Genomic DNA, 13,235 nt, shown 5'->3' with positions numbered 1-13,235 from the left:
GAGGCAATTTTGAGCTAGTATCCGACGTATGGATGCCATCGACCGCAAGATTCTTGCTCTGCTGGAAGCGGAAGCACGGTTAACCGTGACCGAGCTGGCCCAGCGGGTCGGGCTCAGCGTGGCACCCTGTCACCGCCGGCTGCGCGAGTTGGAACGAGCGGGCGTCATCCGCGGCTATCGAGCTGTCGTCGACCCGGCCTCGCTGGGCCTGGGTTTCGAGGTCCTGGTGTCCGTGACGATGGACCGCGAGGACGCCGGAACGATCGAGCGGTTCGAGAGCAGCCTCGCGACGGTCGCAGAGGTGCGCCATGCCGAACGGCTCTTCGGCGACCCCGACTACCTGGTACGGGTCGCAACCGCCGACATCGCCGCGTATCAGCAGCTGCGGGACGAAAAGCTTGCTGTGCTTCCGGGCGTAAGACGACTAACGTCCACGATCGTGATGAAACGGATCGTCGACGAGCGCCCCTTCTCCTCGCCGGGTTCCGGCAACTAGCCAGCCGGCGGCGATGATCGGCAGCAGGACGGGTACGAAAAAGTAGCCGCTGCCGAAATGGGACCAGACCGTGGCGTCTGGGAAAGCGGCGGGCCAGGCCAGGCTGGTGATGCCGACCGCGACGACGCCGGCCACCTCGAAAACGCACCAGCCGGTCGCCAGGCCGCGACTGCGGGTCGGGTGCTTTTCGGCCTGGTACAACAGAATCAGCCCGACCAGGTAGATGGCCGCGGCCACCGCTGACAGGGTGTACGCGATCGGGGCGCGGCTCGCGTGGGTGAGGAGTTGGACGGCACTGCGTGAACCGGCGGCGACCACGAAAAGCGCGTAGAAACCCAGCAAAACCCGGCCCGGTCCGACCCGCCGCTCAGTCACCGGCCGGCCGCCAAGTCGTTTGCAGCCGTACGACGATAACCGCGAGCGCGAGCAGCGCGACTGCCAGCAGGGTGGCGGCCCAGCGGCCGTTGTCGCGGGCCACCTGGCTGCCGGCGACCGGCAGGACGGCGAGCGATGTCACCAAATACGCGAGATGCGTGGCCGGCTCGGCGGGGTGGTGGCCGCCGAGCAGGCCCGCGAGGTCGAGGATCGCCTGGATCAGCAGGGCGGCCTCGACGATGATCACCGTGGGCAGTACGGCCCGCCAGCGATAGCGTTTGAGCAGCGCGGCGCCCAGGATGATGATCCCGGCCAACGCGCAGGTGACGGTGAGCGCAAGGGAAAGTGCGTCGATCATGTCGCGGCGGCGGCCTTTTTCGCGTGCCTGCGGCGCTTTTTGTTGCCGTGCCGGAAAAGCCAGGTCGACAGCGCGGTCACCGCCAGCGCGAGTGGCGCGAGCCCGAGGACGAACCAGATGATCCGCCACCACGGATTCACCAGCCACCCGAAATGGCGCGCCTCGAAAACCTTGTCGTAGAAGACATTCGACAGCGGCTCGCCCTTGGTGTCGACCACTTTGACATTCTTCGGGTCGTGGCTGTCCACCATGACCGTGGTGTCACCGCTGTAGAAGGCGCGATATTCGTACGCCGAATACGAGGATCCGGCGATCGAGACCGAATAGTAGCCGGGCGTCAGTTTTTCCGGTGTTGTCAGGTAAGCCAGCCGGCCCGGGTAGTGCTGCAGGGCGACCCGTACGGCTGCGTCCACCCCGATGTCCGGCGTGCCTTTCGGGACTTTGTGTGGGGCGAAGTCGAAACGGCTCTCATCGATGGCGTGGCCGCCGGTGATCGTGAGCCAGACATTGGCCACCGGCTGGACATAGATCGCGGCACCGGTCAGGCCCCACATGAACAGGAACGGCAACGCGATCATGCCGATGATGTTGTGCAGGTCGTAATCCCGTGCGAAGCGACCTTTTTTGGTGCGTACCCGCCAGCCCTGCCAGAACCGCCGAAAGCCTGGCCACCACGTGATCAGACCGGAGATCGCGAGCAGCACCATCAGCAGGCCGAGCACGAAAAGAATGAACTCGCCCCAGGTGACGGTGGCCAGCCAGTTGATGCCCAGCCCTTCCATGGTGGCGCCGAGGAAGGGCACATATCCCGGATATCCCTTGCAGCCGAGCCCGCAGTCATGCAGGTTCACCAGGAATCCCATCGGGCCGCCGTTGAGGTCGGCGAGCCCGGTGATCCGGCCACTGCCTGGATCCACCCCATAAACGTGTTCGTACGCCTCGTCGCCGATCGCGAACACGCCGTTGTCCGAGCTGACCCAGGCCGCGCCGAATTCCGGATGCGCCTTTCGCACTGTCTCAAGGGCCGTTTGCGCGGTGATCGGATGCGCAGAGGTGGTGTGCTGGTAGAAACTTCCGTGAGTGGCGTGGAAAAACTCGGCGTTGTAGAGCACGATCGCGCCGGAGGTCGTCTCGGCGATCAGGAAAAGCCCCAACACCAACGAAGTCCAGCGGTGGGTTAGGACCAGCGACCGACGCATCGGCCGGCGCCGCCACCACCGGCGAAACTTGCTGCCGCTGCGAACTTTGCGCGCAGCGGCTTCGGTCCGGGTCAGCGCCGCCGACTCCTCGACTTCGGCCACCGGCTGCGTCTCGACGTCGGCGCTCACGGCTCGCCCCCTCCGTACGTACGTGTGGCACGGCCAGTCGGGATGGGGGCCCGCGGCCGCGGTCACGCAACGCGGACCGTGAGTAGGTTAGCCTTACTTTACCTGCTGGTCTAGAGGTGGCGGCAGCCTGACCGGTGGCGAAGGACATCCCCCACCGGACAGGCCGATTTGTCGGGTCAACTGGTAAATGGGTTCAGAATGCGAACTCCAGTAGTGTGGAAGTCCTTTGTGTTGCGGGTTATGACAGTCAGGCCATGGACTTTGGCGGTCGCCGCTATGAGCCCATCGGTTGTCGCGAGTGGATGTTGCGCATCAATGTCGCCCCACGTCTCGGCGACCCGTATGTCCACCGGAATCAGCCGCTCGCTATACAGGTCCTGGGTTTCAGCCAGCCATTGCTCATAGCGGCGAGCTTGCGGGTGATCATTCCGGGCACGAAGGCGCTCCACGCCACGACGTATCTCACCTATCGTCACGACGCTGAGCATGAGCCTGCCGACTGAGGCCTGCCGCATCCAGCTCACAACGCCCGCGTTTGGACGCGGCTTGCTGGACTCGCACAATATGTTGGTGTCAAGAAGGTAGCTCATTCCCATTCACCCAAATCGATGTCACGTGGGAAGTCCTTCTTGCGCTCCCGCTCAATCTCGTCGAACACGTCTGGCTCGCCGTCGGCAGCGTCCATCTTGGGAAACGAGAGCAGGTGTTCGGCGAAGCTCTTTCTGGCACCGGCGAGGCGACGGTATTCGTTGATGTCGATGACGACCGCGACCTCCTCGCCGTGGCGGGTGATCGTCTGCGGGCCGTTGTTCTCAACGGCGCGTAGAACCTCGCTGAACCGTTGCTTGGCCTCTTGGACCTGCCAATGATCTCCGAGATGGTCGTTCATTGGCTCGCTCCCTAGTCTGTCCTGTCTAGACAGACTAGCAGTGTCGACCGGGTTCGCACTTCCCATGTGATGCTCCTTCCGATGCTCTTACGTGCACCGTAGGAGCCGGGTCGGACGAAACCGCGCCCCTCAGCGTTCGTGTGGCAGGACCAGGTCGTCGACGGTGATGGTGACCGGCCATGGGTGGTCCAGGGTGAGCTTTTCGCCGCGAGATGCCTTCGCCACCGGCACGTACGCCCCGTCGATCAGTTCGAAGCAGTGCATGGTGAGGTCGCGGTCGACTCGCCAGTACGAAGGGATGCCGCATTCGGCGTAGACGGCCGGTTTCGCTGCCCGGTCCATCGTGACCGATGACGGGGACACGACTTCTGCGACGAGCAGGACGCCACTGGCGTCGTACGCGTTGTCGTGGAACGGGGTGTTGGCCTTAACGACCATCGCGTCCGGCACATACAAGCGGTTGGCGCCGGTGTGCACTCCGCACCCGCGAAAGACGTAGGCGTCCTCCGGGCAGCGCCGAAGCAGCGCACGTTCGAGAGCGCTTTCCGCCCATTGGTGTTTGTTGGATGGTGGTGGGACCACGTAGATCACCCCGTCGTGCAGCTCGCGGCCGAGCCCGTCCTCTGGCTCGTGGGACAGATCGGCCGCCGTGTGCCCGTCAATGGTGAAAGGGTCCATGTCTTCATCCGTCAGTGTCGTCATCATCTCGTACTCCTCCCGGCTCGATCATCTCGAACCGTACGAAGAGGGTCCGACAGAAACGCGCCGGCCGTCAAACGCGGTCTAAGGAAGCCGGAGGTGGTCGACGGCGAAGGAGATGGGCCAGGGGAAGTCGACGGTGAGGTGTTCGCCGAGGCCGGCCGCGGTGGCCAGCTCGTACGAGCCGTCCCGCAGGTGGAAGCAGGACAAGGTGAGGTCGGGGTCGATCCGCCAGTACGACGGGACGCCACTGTCCGCGTAAACGGCACTGCTGGCCTGGCCGACCTCCACCACCAGGAGCACCCCGCCGGCGTCGTACGCATCGCCGTGGAACGGTGTTTCCTCTTGTACGACGAGCAAATCCGGAATGACCGTGGTGTCCGCGAGGTGGACTGCGGTGCTTTGGAAGACATAAGCGTCGCTGGGCCGATGGAGCTGCAGGGCGTCTTCGATGGCGGTGACGGCCCAGCGATGCGTTAACGGTAGATCCACAGCACCTATTCTACTGCTCGTAGAACGCCGAGGAGATGGGCGACTTGGTCGGCGATCGCGTCGCGGCCGGGGCCGAGGTATTTCCGTGGGTCGACCAGGGCTGTATCGGCGTCGAGTTTTTCGCGTACCGCGGCGGTAAGTGCCTTGTTGAGATGCGTCGCGATGTTGATTTTGGTCATGCCGGCCGAAACCGCTTCGGTCATGCCCGCGTCCGGCACTCCGGACGAACCGTGCAGAACCAGCGGAACTGGCACAGTTGCGTGGATTTTCCGGATCAGGTCGATGTCCAGGACCGCGTCGCGGGTCAGCATGGCGTGCGAGCTGCCAACGGCAACGGCGAGTGCCTGGACTTTGGTGTACGAGACATAGCGTGCCGCGTCATCGGGGTCGGTACGGGCGCCGGGCGCGTGGACGCCATCTTTTCCACCGACTTCGCCCAATTCCGCCTCCAGCCACGCGCCGTAGTCACCGCACCAGCGGACAATCGCGGCGGTCGCGGCGACGTTTTCTTCGTACGTAAGGGCGGACGCGTCATACATCACCGATCGGATGCCCAGTCGTACGGCCTCATGCACCAAATCCTCGCGGGTGGCGTGGTCGAGATGCACAGCCACCGGCACCGTGGCCGCTTCGGCGATCGCGAGACACGCCCGCCCGATCGGTGCCAACAATCCCCGATGGAAAGCGACCGTGTTTTCGCTGATCTGCAAAACAACTGGCGCGCCGACTCGCTCGGCGCCGGTGACGATCGCCTCCGCGTGCTCCAGTTGGATCACATTGAAAGCGCCGACACCGCGACCTCGGGTGGCGGCCGGGGTGATCAGGTCGCCGATCTCAGCGAGCGGCATGCGGAGCTCCTTCGATGGGCCGGACCCACGAACCGGCGCGCAGGACACCGGCGACGGTCAGGTCGTCGTTCCAGGCGACCAGGTCCGCGCGCAGGCCGGGAGCGATCGCACCGACGGATTTGTCCAGGGAATGCAGGCGTGCCGGGGTGAGGCTGGCGGCGCGTACGGCATCGGGGAATGCGACTCCCATGCCGGTGGTACGAGCGACAACTTGCGCCAAAGTGGCTGTGCTGCTGGCGATCGAACCGTTTTCCAGTCGGGCGACGCCGTCGATGACGTGCACTTTCAAGTGGCCGAGCTGAAACTCGCCGTCGCCGACGCCGGCGGCGGACATCGCGTCGGTGACAAGAGCGATTCGACTGGAGCCGAGTACGCCAAAAAGCATCTCGACCGTTCCATCGGCCAAATGCACGCCGTCGGCGATGACCTCACAGATCGCGCCGGCTTGGGCCATCGAGGCGGCAATTGGTCCGGGGTCGCGGTGGTGCAGCGGCCGCATGCCGTTGAAAAGGTGCGTCGCCATCAGTGCGCCCGCGTCAAAACCGGCCCTGACCTGTTCGTACGAGCCGTCCGTATGGCCGACGGCCGTGATGACGCCATGATCGGCGCAGCGCTTGATCAAATCCAGCGCGCCGGGCAGTTCGGGCGCGATCGTGACCTGTTTGACGTGCCCGCGGCCGGCTTCCAGCACGGATTCCATCAGTGCGACATCAGGCATCCGCAAAAGTTCGGGATCGTGCGCGCCTTTGCGTGCGACGTTGAGAAACGGGCCTTCGAGATAAATGCCGCCGATTTCGCCGGCGTCGCAGCTGTCGGCCAGCACGGCGGTGGCCGTACGCATGTCGTCGGGTTTCCCGGTGACCAGACCGCCGAGCATCGTGGTGGTGCCGTACGAGCGATGAAAATCGGTGACTGTCTGGATGGCGCCGGGCTCGGCCGCATTGTAGGAGGCGCCGTTTCCGCCGTGTACGTGAATGTCGATCAGCCCGGGCGTGAGCCAGCGGCCCCCGAGATCGGTGCCATCAACGTCACCTTCGCCGACCTCCGCGATGGTGTCGCCATCAACGCGAACCCAGCCGTTTTCGAGGACCCGGTCGGCCAGCACCAAGCGGGCGTGGGAAAAGACAGTCATTCAGTCGCTTCCTCGTTGAGTTTGTCCCAGGCCAGCAGGCCGGCGCCGATCACGGTGGCGCGGGCGCCGAGTTTGGCCGGCACCAGGGTGGGCAGGGACTGGAAGGTCACCCGCGCGGCCATCGCGGCCCGCAGCGGCTCAAAAAGTGCCGGGCCGGACTCCGCCAGCCCGCCGCCGATCACGATGATGCTCGGCGCGAGCAGGCTCACGTATGAGACCAGAGCGCGCGACAGGGCTTGTACGGCTTGCGCCCAAACCTCGTCGGCGATCGGGTCTTTCCCCAGCCGAGTGGCAATTTCGGCGGTCGAACGCTTGGTGCCGGAGCGATCGGCGTAATGCCGGGAAATGGCGGCGGCCGACGAAATTGCTTCCAGGCAGCCGTACGCACCGCAACCGCAGAGCGGGCCGCCTTCTTCGACAATGACGTGCCCGATTTCGCCAGCCTGGCCGTGCCCGACGGTGATCGGTATTCCGCCGGCGGTGATGGCGCCGGCGATGCCCGTACCGATCGCGATGAACAACTGGTCCGCGACACCCGCTCCGGCGCCGATCCGGGCCTCCGCGAAGCCGCCGACCGCGAGGTCGTGAACGACCGTCGCGGTGATGCCGAGGCGTTGCTCGACGAGCTTGCGCAGCGGCACGTCCCGCCAGCCGATGTTCGCCGACCAGAGCGCGATGCCCTGTTCCGCGTCGACCAGGCCCGGCACGGCCAGCGAGGCCGCCGCGACCGGAATCGGCGCGGTCGCGGTCAGGTCGGCGCAGAGCCGCAGGATCGTCTCCACCACCGCGTCCGGCCCGCGGTCAGCGTCGGTGGGCGTCGTGTGCGTACGCAGGGGCGCCAGGTCTGGGCCGAGGAGCTCGGCCTTCAGTCCGGTGCCGCCGACATCCACGGCGAGCACGCAACGATCGTCAGGCATGCCCTGATTTTGCCTGCTCATGACGGTTGTCTCTCGCTCAGGTCAGGATGACCGAGCGGGTCAGGTGCCGCGGGTGGTCGGCGTCCAGGCCGGCCGCGGTCGCCTTGGCCAGGCAAACCCGTTGTATCCGGACAAGCTCGGCGAGCGGGTCCAGCTCCGATGTCTCGAACCGGCCTCCGGTCGCGGCCACCTGCTCGGCGAGTCCCTCCGGCGGCGTACCCAGCATCCAGGCGACCCGGCCGGTGGTGGTGATCGCGATCGGGCCGTGCCGGTATTCCATCGCCGGATACGACTCGGTCCACGACTGGGTCGACTCGCGCATCTTCAGCGCGGCCTCGGTGGCCAGCCCGACGGTCGAGCCGTGGCCGAGGAAGGTGTACTGCTCGGCGTTGACCAGCTCCGCGTCCGGCCCGGTGTCGAGAGCCTTGCGGCAGTCGGCGATCGCGTCGGTCAGGTCCTCACCGAGGTGGGCACGGAAGAGGGCGACCGCGGTGGTCGCGAAGCGGGTCTGGACGACCGACTGCTCGTCCGCCCAGTCCAGCGCGATCACGTCGTCGGTCAGGCCGGCCAGCGGCATTGAGGCGTTGCCGACAATGGCGGTCGTACGAGGGCCCTTGAGCTGCTCAGCGACTTCCAGCACCTCGGTCGTGGTGCCCGAACGGCTGAGCAGAACCACCCGGTCGTAGCCGCGACCGAGCCGGTGCTCGCTCGCCGCGTAAGCGTCGGTGAGTCCCTGACCTGCGTCTTCACGCAGGTACGCGTACACCTGCGCCATGAAGTAGGAGGTGCCGCAGCCGACCACGGCCACCCGCTCGCCGGCCGCCGGCAGGGCGCCGCCGCAGTCGAGCCCGGCGCTGCTGATCTTGTCGACTGCTTTCGCCCAGGCCACCGGCTGGTCGGCGATCTCGGCGGCGAGATGCCGGTTGGCTGTTTCCGTCACTAGAACTCCCTCTCCTTGCGCGTTTCTGCTCGATAAGCCTGTCGTACGAACATGTCTGCGCGCAATTATTACTCTCATCACAGTGCCGGATGCACGGGTATCTTCGAGTCCATGGCGTACGAACGGGTACTGGTCGAGCGCGACGGTCCGGTCGCGACCATCACGATGAACCGCCCGGAGCGCCGCAACGCGCTCTCACTGGCCCACCTGCGCGAGCTGCAGGAGGCGTTCGACGAGGTCGGCCGCTCGGCGGCGACCGGGATCGTGCTGGCCGGCGCCGGCAAGGTCTTCTCCGCCGGCCATGATTTCGCCGATGTCGCGTCCGCCGACCTTCATGACGTACGCACGCTCCTGACGACGTGTACGCGGCTGTGCGAGACGATCCAGTCGGTGCCGCAAGTGGTCATCGCGCGCGTACACGGCCTCGCGACCGCCGCCGGCTGCCAGCTGGTCGCCACCTGTGACCTCGCGGTCGCCGCCGAGTCCGCCGCTTTCGCCGCGCCTGGCGGCAAAGGCGGCTGGTTCTGCCACACCCCGATGGTGTCGATCGCCCGCAATATCGGTCGCAAGCGGGCAATGGAGCTGGCGCTCACCGGCGACATGATCGACGCGCGCACGGCGTACGACTGGGGGCTGGTCAACCGCGTCGTACCGGACGGGGAGCTCGACAAGGCCGTCGGCGAACTGTTGGCCGCCGCGACGCGGGGCAGCCGGCGAAGCAAGGAGCTGGGGAAACAGACTCTGTACGGGCAACTTGACCGGCCGGAGGCCGACGCGTACGCACTGGCCCTGGAGGTGATGGCGGCGGCTTCGCAGACTCCCGAGGCCCGCGAGGGGATGGCGTCCTTCATGGAGAAGCGGCCGCCTGTCTGGCCTGGCTAACACCGAAAGTCTGACCCGCGGAGTGCATCAGTGAGCGCCGCTGGCGACCAGGATTTTGGCGAGGCCGGCCCGGGTGGCGACCACGAAAAGCACCTGCCCGGCTACCAACCGACTCTCCCCGGGAGGCTGCCAGACCGGCTCGGCATTGCCCGTACGCAAGCCAAAAATCCGCACCCGTCCACTGTCTACAGTGGATAGAGAGGCGCCGTCGAGGGAGCTGCGGGCGCCGATGGGGACGGCGGCTACGAGCAGGACTCGGCGGCCGGCGGGGATGGCGGCCAGGACCTGGCGGCCCATCATGGCGGCGGCGAAGACCGGGGCGGCGGCGTACGAGACGGAGCGGGAGACGGACAGGCCGAGGCGACGGTCGACGCGGTCGGCCAGGTCGGGGTCGAAGAGGCGCAGGACGACGCGGGTGTCTGGCTGGAGCGCGCGGGCGGTGAGGCCGGCTTCGAGGTTGACGACGTCGTCGTCGGTGACCGCGACGACGCAGCGGGCCTTGCCGGCGCCGGCCGAGGCGAGGGTGCTGGCGTCGCTCGCGTCGCCGGCGACCAACGGCACTTCGAGGCGGCGGGCGGCGGCCATAAGTGCGGGTGACGGGTCCTGTTCGATGCCCACGACCTCCGCACCGGCGGCGCGGAGCTGTTCGCAGACGCGCAGCCCGACAGTGCCCATCCCGCACACCACGATGTGGTCGTGCGGCTTGCCGACCGGCGGGCCGAGGGCGCGTACGAGCCGGGCGCCGACCAGATTGTCGACCACCGCGGCGGTCAGCAGCGCGACGACCAGCACGCCCATGATCATCACGACCACGCCGGCCAGCTGCACCCAGGGCGGCGCCGCCGCCAGGTTGATGTCGCCGTAGCCGGTGGTGGTGACCGTGGTGACGGTGAAATACAGCGCCTGCACCCACTCCAGCCGCAGCGCGAACTTGAAGAGCGCGGTCGCGAGAACCACCACCAGCGTCAGGCTCGCCAGCGCGAGCCGCAGCCGCTGGTCGGTCAGCTGGCCGAGAAATCGAGCCCATTCGCGCAGTCGCCGGCGCACCGGTCCGCGGTGCGACGTGGCGGCGGCCACCACCGTACGCAGGATGGACTCCGAAGGCGTGCCCAGCACCAAAAACGCGTCATTGGCGGACTTGGGCAGCAGGCTGATCTCGCCGTCGTCCCGATACCTCGCCAACGGCACCACCACGTCGTCCACTGTGGACGGAGCGCCGGCGGCGAAGGTACGCCCGCCGGCCGGGATCGAACGGCCGTGGCCGTCGCCCAGGGCCGCCTCCACGAAGGAGGGTGCGGCGATCGCGGACGCGGACAACACGGTGCAGTCGTCGAAGAGGTCGTCTATCCGCTGTCCGAGCCGGAGGTTGAACATTCGTACGACCAACCGAAGTTTCGGGTTCAGCTCGGCCGCGACCAGCGCCGCGTGCACGTTTTTCTCGTCGCCCTCACCGACCAGCGCGAGCGCTCGTGCGCGCTCGATGCCGGCGGACAGCAGCGTGCCGGCGTCCGTCGGCGATCCGATCACCACCTCGACACCCAACTCGGTCACCAGCCGAACGACTTCGGGATTGCCGTCCGGCACCACCGCGATGGCCCGCTCGTCGAGCATCGCGAGCTCTTCCAGCAGCCGTACGAGCAGCGTGTCGTCGCCACACACCACCATCCGCGGTGGCTGCGGGCGGCTGCTGGTCACGGCCGGATCGTAGCGTCCGCCGCCGACGCCTCAGGCCTTTAAAGGCCTTTAAAGGCCTTTAAAGGCCGAGGTGTTCGGGAGCTTTCGCGTACTGGCGCCAGTGTGCGGCCGGGTTCGCGACGAGCCGGCGAGTGGTCCGGTCGAGCAGTCCGCTGACGCTGGTCACCTCGGCGACGAGAGTGCCGTCGAGGCGGTGCATTTCCTGTCGTACGCGACTGGTCTTCCCTTCTCCATAAAGGAATTCGGTGGTGATCAGCACCTCGTCGCCGGGCCGCAGCTCGCGGTGGAACTTGATAGTCGTCTCCAGGTTGACCGGCCCGAACCCGGCGGCCGCGAGGTCGTCGAGGGAGATGCCGGCGGCGCGTACGCACTCCCAGCGCGCGTGATCGGCGAACTCCAGGTAGATCGGTCCCCGGACGTGCCCGTTGGTGTCGAGGTCGAAGACCCGAACGGCCATTCGGACCGGATTTCCCGTTGGCTGCATGGCCTCAGCCTGCCGGGCGGATCCTTCGCCGGTCTGGAAGATTTCGGCCGACTTCACGCTGTGCGGCCCACCGTCGGACCAGCGATCGCGGCGACGACCCGGACAGCTCCAGGCACTCGCGGCCCAGGTGCGACTGGTCGGCATAGCCGGCCTCGACGGCGACGGCCGCCAGCGATCCGCCGGCGGCCAGCTCCGGCAGCCGCCGGACGAACCGCTGGAAGCGCAGCACCCGCTGCAGTGTCTTGGGTCCGAAGCCGACCTGTTCACTGAACCTGCGCCGGAGCTGGCGCTCGCTCAGCCCGACCTGATCCGCCACCTCCGCGGACGATCCGACCAGCGCCGCCGCGGCCATCGTGGTGCGATCCGGCTCCCGGTCGGCCAGCCGGCCTACGACGATGTCTTCCAGGACTTGCCGGCGGGCGTCCGCGGTCGCGCAACTGGCCAGCCGTTCCTCGAGTCGTACGGCGGCAGCACCCCAGAGCGTCTCCAACGGCGTGAGCCGGCCGGGCAGTTGGTCCGCCGGGAGGTCCAGGATCGTGCCGGCCACGCCCGGCCGCAGCCGCAGACCCACGCTCTCGACCTCCGGGCTGACCGGCTCGCGTACCGCCGCGCTGATCGCCCCCACCACCCACAACCGGCCGTTCCACACCAGCTCGGTGCAGCCCATCGGGCAGCACCCGCAGCTCCCGCCGCCAGCCGGCCCGGCCATGCCAGGTGCCGGCGACGACGGCCGCCAGACGGGCCTGTGGAGGCTTCTCGACATAGAAAGTCGACCGTCCATAAGGCCCGGCGAGCACGCCCGTACGCAATGGCGACGGCATGCGGTCTCAGACTCCGGCGGACGCGGCGAAGACGGTCACAACCCAAACCGTAGCGTGGCGACACGGCCGTGGGCTGTGGGTTTTTCCCTGGACAGGCCGCGTGCACTAGCGTGGCGTCTCGTGCGCCTGGTGATAGCTCGTTGTTCCGTCGACTACGTCGGCCGGTTGACCGCCCACTTGCCGATGGCCGAGCGGCTGCTGATGGTCAAGGCCGACGGCTCCGTGCTGGTGCATTCGGACGGTGGCTCGTACAAGCCCCTGAACTGGATGTCCCCGCCCTGCCGGCTCGAAGAGGACCCGCAGGCCGGCGTCTGGCGGGTGGTGAACAAGGCCGACGAGAAGCTGATCATCACCTTCGACGAGGTGCTGCATGAATGGGCGTATGACCTCGGTGTCGATCCGGGCCTGCAGAAGGACGGCGTCGAGGCGCACCTGCAGGAACTGCTCGCCGAACACGTGGAAACCTTCGGCACCGGCTGGCGGCTGGTCCGCCGCGAATACCCGACGCCGATCGGCCCGGTCGACCTGATGTGCCGCGACGCCGACGGCGTACACGTGGCCGTCGAGGTCAAGCGGCGCGGCGAGATCGACGGCGTCGAGCAGCTCACCCGATATCTTGAGCTGCTCAACCGGGACACCCTGCTGGCCCCCGTACGAGGCGTCTTCGCGGCCCAGGTCATCAAGCCCCAGGCGCGTACGCTCGCCGTCGACCGCGGCATCGACTGCGTCACCGTCGACTACGACGCCCTCCGCGGCGCCGACGACCCTTCGGCCCGCCTCTTTTGACGTCTCACCTCGTGGGTGCGGCGGGCGTGGGGAATGCCACCCGCAGAGTTCCCGGCCACATGACAGACTCACGGTCAGTCAGTTGGCGAGTGC

Annotated in this window: 16 protein-coding genes and 1 pseudogene; 3 read left to right on the top strand and 14 right to left on the bottom strand. The window is 67.1% G+C overall.

Translation table 11 applies throughout. From position 1 onward, the window contains the following. Positions 1-28: 28 nt before the first annotated feature. On the top strand, positions 29-496 hold the full coding sequence (locus ABD301_RS03235; protein ID WP_344306989.1) for an Lrp/AsnC family transcriptional regulator: 468 nt from the start codon (positions 29-31) through the stop codon (positions 494-496). On the opposite strand, the gene ABD301_RS03230 is transcribed toward ABD301_RS03235, so the two are convergent. From ABD301_RS03230 to ABD301_RS03180, 11 genes are all read right to left on the bottom strand, one after another. Next, positions 425-871, bottom strand: coding sequence for a hypothetical protein (locus ABD301_RS03230; protein ID WP_344306987.1), 447 nt, complete (start codon positions 869-871; stop codon positions 425-427). The genes ABD301_RS03235 and ABD301_RS03230 overlap by 72 nt on opposite strands. Beyond that, positions 864-1,229, bottom strand: coding sequence for a hypothetical protein (locus ABD301_RS03225; protein WP_344306985.1), 366 nt, complete (start codon positions 1,227-1,229; stop codon positions 864-866). The genes ABD301_RS03230 and ABD301_RS03225 overlap by 8 nt, the downstream gene beginning before the upstream one ends. Then, positions 1,226-2,557, bottom strand: coding sequence for a PepSY-associated TM helix domain-containing protein (locus ABD301_RS03220; RefSeq protein ID WP_344306983.1), 1,332 nt, complete (start codon positions 2,555-2,557; stop codon positions 1,226-1,228). Before ABD301_RS03220 ends, ABD301_RS03225 begins: the two co-directional genes overlap by 4 nt. Before the next feature lie 176 nt (positions 2,558-2,733). Continuing rightward, positions 2,734-3,147, bottom strand: coding sequence for a type II toxin-antitoxin system VapC family toxin (locus tag ABD301_RS03215; protein WP_163567438.1), 414 nt, complete (start codon positions 3,145-3,147; stop codon positions 2,734-2,736). Then, positions 3,144-3,446 carry a type II toxin-antitoxin system Phd/YefM family antitoxin gene (locus tag ABD301_RS03210; RefSeq protein ID WP_163567571.1) on the bottom strand — a complete coding sequence of 101 codons (303 nt, stop codon included), beginning with the start codon at positions 3,444-3,446 and terminating at the stop codon, positions 3,144-3,146. The genes ABD301_RS03215 and ABD301_RS03210 overlap by 4 nt, the downstream gene beginning before the upstream one ends. 129 nt (positions 3,447-3,575) lie before the next feature. Continuing rightward, complete coding sequence (locus ABD301_RS03205) at positions 3,576-4,151, bottom strand: Uma2 family endonuclease (RefSeq protein WP_344306979.1); 576 nt, start codon at positions 4,149-4,151, stop codon at positions 3,576-3,578. Between the two features lie 78 nt (positions 4,152-4,229). Then, complete coding sequence (locus tag ABD301_RS03200; RefSeq protein ID WP_344306977.1) at positions 4,230-4,637, bottom strand: Uma2 family endonuclease; 408 nt, start codon at positions 4,635-4,637, stop codon at positions 4,230-4,232. Positions 4,638-4,642: 5 nt separating this feature from the next. Continuing rightward, positions 4,643-5,485: a class II fructose-bisphosphate aldolase gene (locus ABD301_RS03195; protein WP_344306975.1), complete on the bottom strand. Its 843-nt coding sequence runs from the start codon at positions 5,483-5,485 to the stop codon at positions 4,643-4,645. Next, on the bottom strand, positions 5,472-6,617 hold the full coding sequence (gene nagA / locus ABD301_RS03190) for an N-acetylglucosamine-6-phosphate deacetylase (protein WP_344306973.1): 1,146 nt from the start codon (positions 6,615-6,617) through the stop codon (positions 5,472-5,474). The genes ABD301_RS03195 and nagA overlap by 14 nt, the downstream gene beginning before the upstream one ends. Continuing rightward, a complete protein-coding gene (locus ABD301_RS03185) occupies positions 6,614-7,534 on the bottom strand; it encodes an ROK family protein (RefSeq protein WP_163567573.1) in 921 nt (306 codons plus the stop codon). Before ABD301_RS03185 ends, nagA begins: the two co-directional genes overlap by 4 nt. 37 nt (positions 7,535-7,571) lie before the next feature. Then, the gene (locus ABD301_RS03180; RefSeq protein WP_344306970.1) at positions 7,572-8,474 is read right to left on the bottom strand and encodes an SIS domain-containing protein; all 903 of its coding nucleotides are present in this window, start codon (positions 8,472-8,474) and stop codon (positions 7,572-7,574) included. A gap of 111 nt (positions 8,475-8,585) precedes the next feature. On the opposite strand from ABD301_RS03180, the gene ABD301_RS03175 reads away from it, so the two are divergent. Then, positions 8,586-9,356 carry an enoyl-CoA hydratase-related protein gene (locus ABD301_RS03175; RefSeq protein ID WP_344306968.1) on the top strand — a complete coding sequence of 257 codons (771 nt, stop codon included), beginning with the start codon at positions 8,586-8,588 and terminating at the stop codon, positions 9,354-9,356. 366 nt (positions 9,357-9,722) lie between these two features. On the opposite strand, the pseudogene ABD301_RS03170 reads toward ABD301_RS03175, so the two are convergent. The 3 genes and pseudogenes from ABD301_RS03170 to ABD301_RS03160 form a co-directional block, all read right to left on the bottom strand. Next, a pseudogene (locus ABD301_RS03170) lies at positions 9,723-11,021 on the bottom strand (NAD-binding protein); the annotation flags it as partial. Positions 11,022-11,109: 88 nt separating this feature from the next. Continuing rightward, entirely contained in the window at positions 11,110-11,535 is a 426-nt protein-coding gene (locus ABD301_RS03165; RefSeq protein ID WP_163567443.1) for a thioesterase family protein, read from the bottom strand. 4 nt (positions 11,536-11,539) lie between these two features. Further along, positions 11,540-12,202, bottom strand: coding sequence for a helix-turn-helix domain-containing protein (locus tag ABD301_RS03160; protein WP_344306963.1), 663 nt, complete (start codon positions 12,200-12,202; stop codon positions 11,540-11,542). 274 nt (positions 12,203-12,476) lie between these two features. On the opposite strand from ABD301_RS03160, the gene nucS reads away from it, so the two are divergent. Next, the gene (gene nucS, locus ABD301_RS03155; protein WP_163567445.1) at positions 12,477-13,142 is read left to right on the top strand and encodes an endonuclease NucS; all 666 of its coding nucleotides are present in this window, start codon (positions 12,477-12,479) and stop codon (positions 13,140-13,142) included. The last annotated feature ends 93 nt before the right edge of the window (positions 13,143-13,235 follow it).

The sequence above is a fragment of the Fodinicola feengrottensis genome (genome assembly GCF_039530045.1).
Taxonomy (GTDB): domain Bacteria; phylum Actinomycetota; class Actinomycetes; order Mycobacteriales; family HKI-0501; genus Fodinicola; species Fodinicola feengrottensis.
Note: the sequence above shows the minus strand (reverse complement) of the source record. Positions and strands in the feature narration are given on the sequence as shown.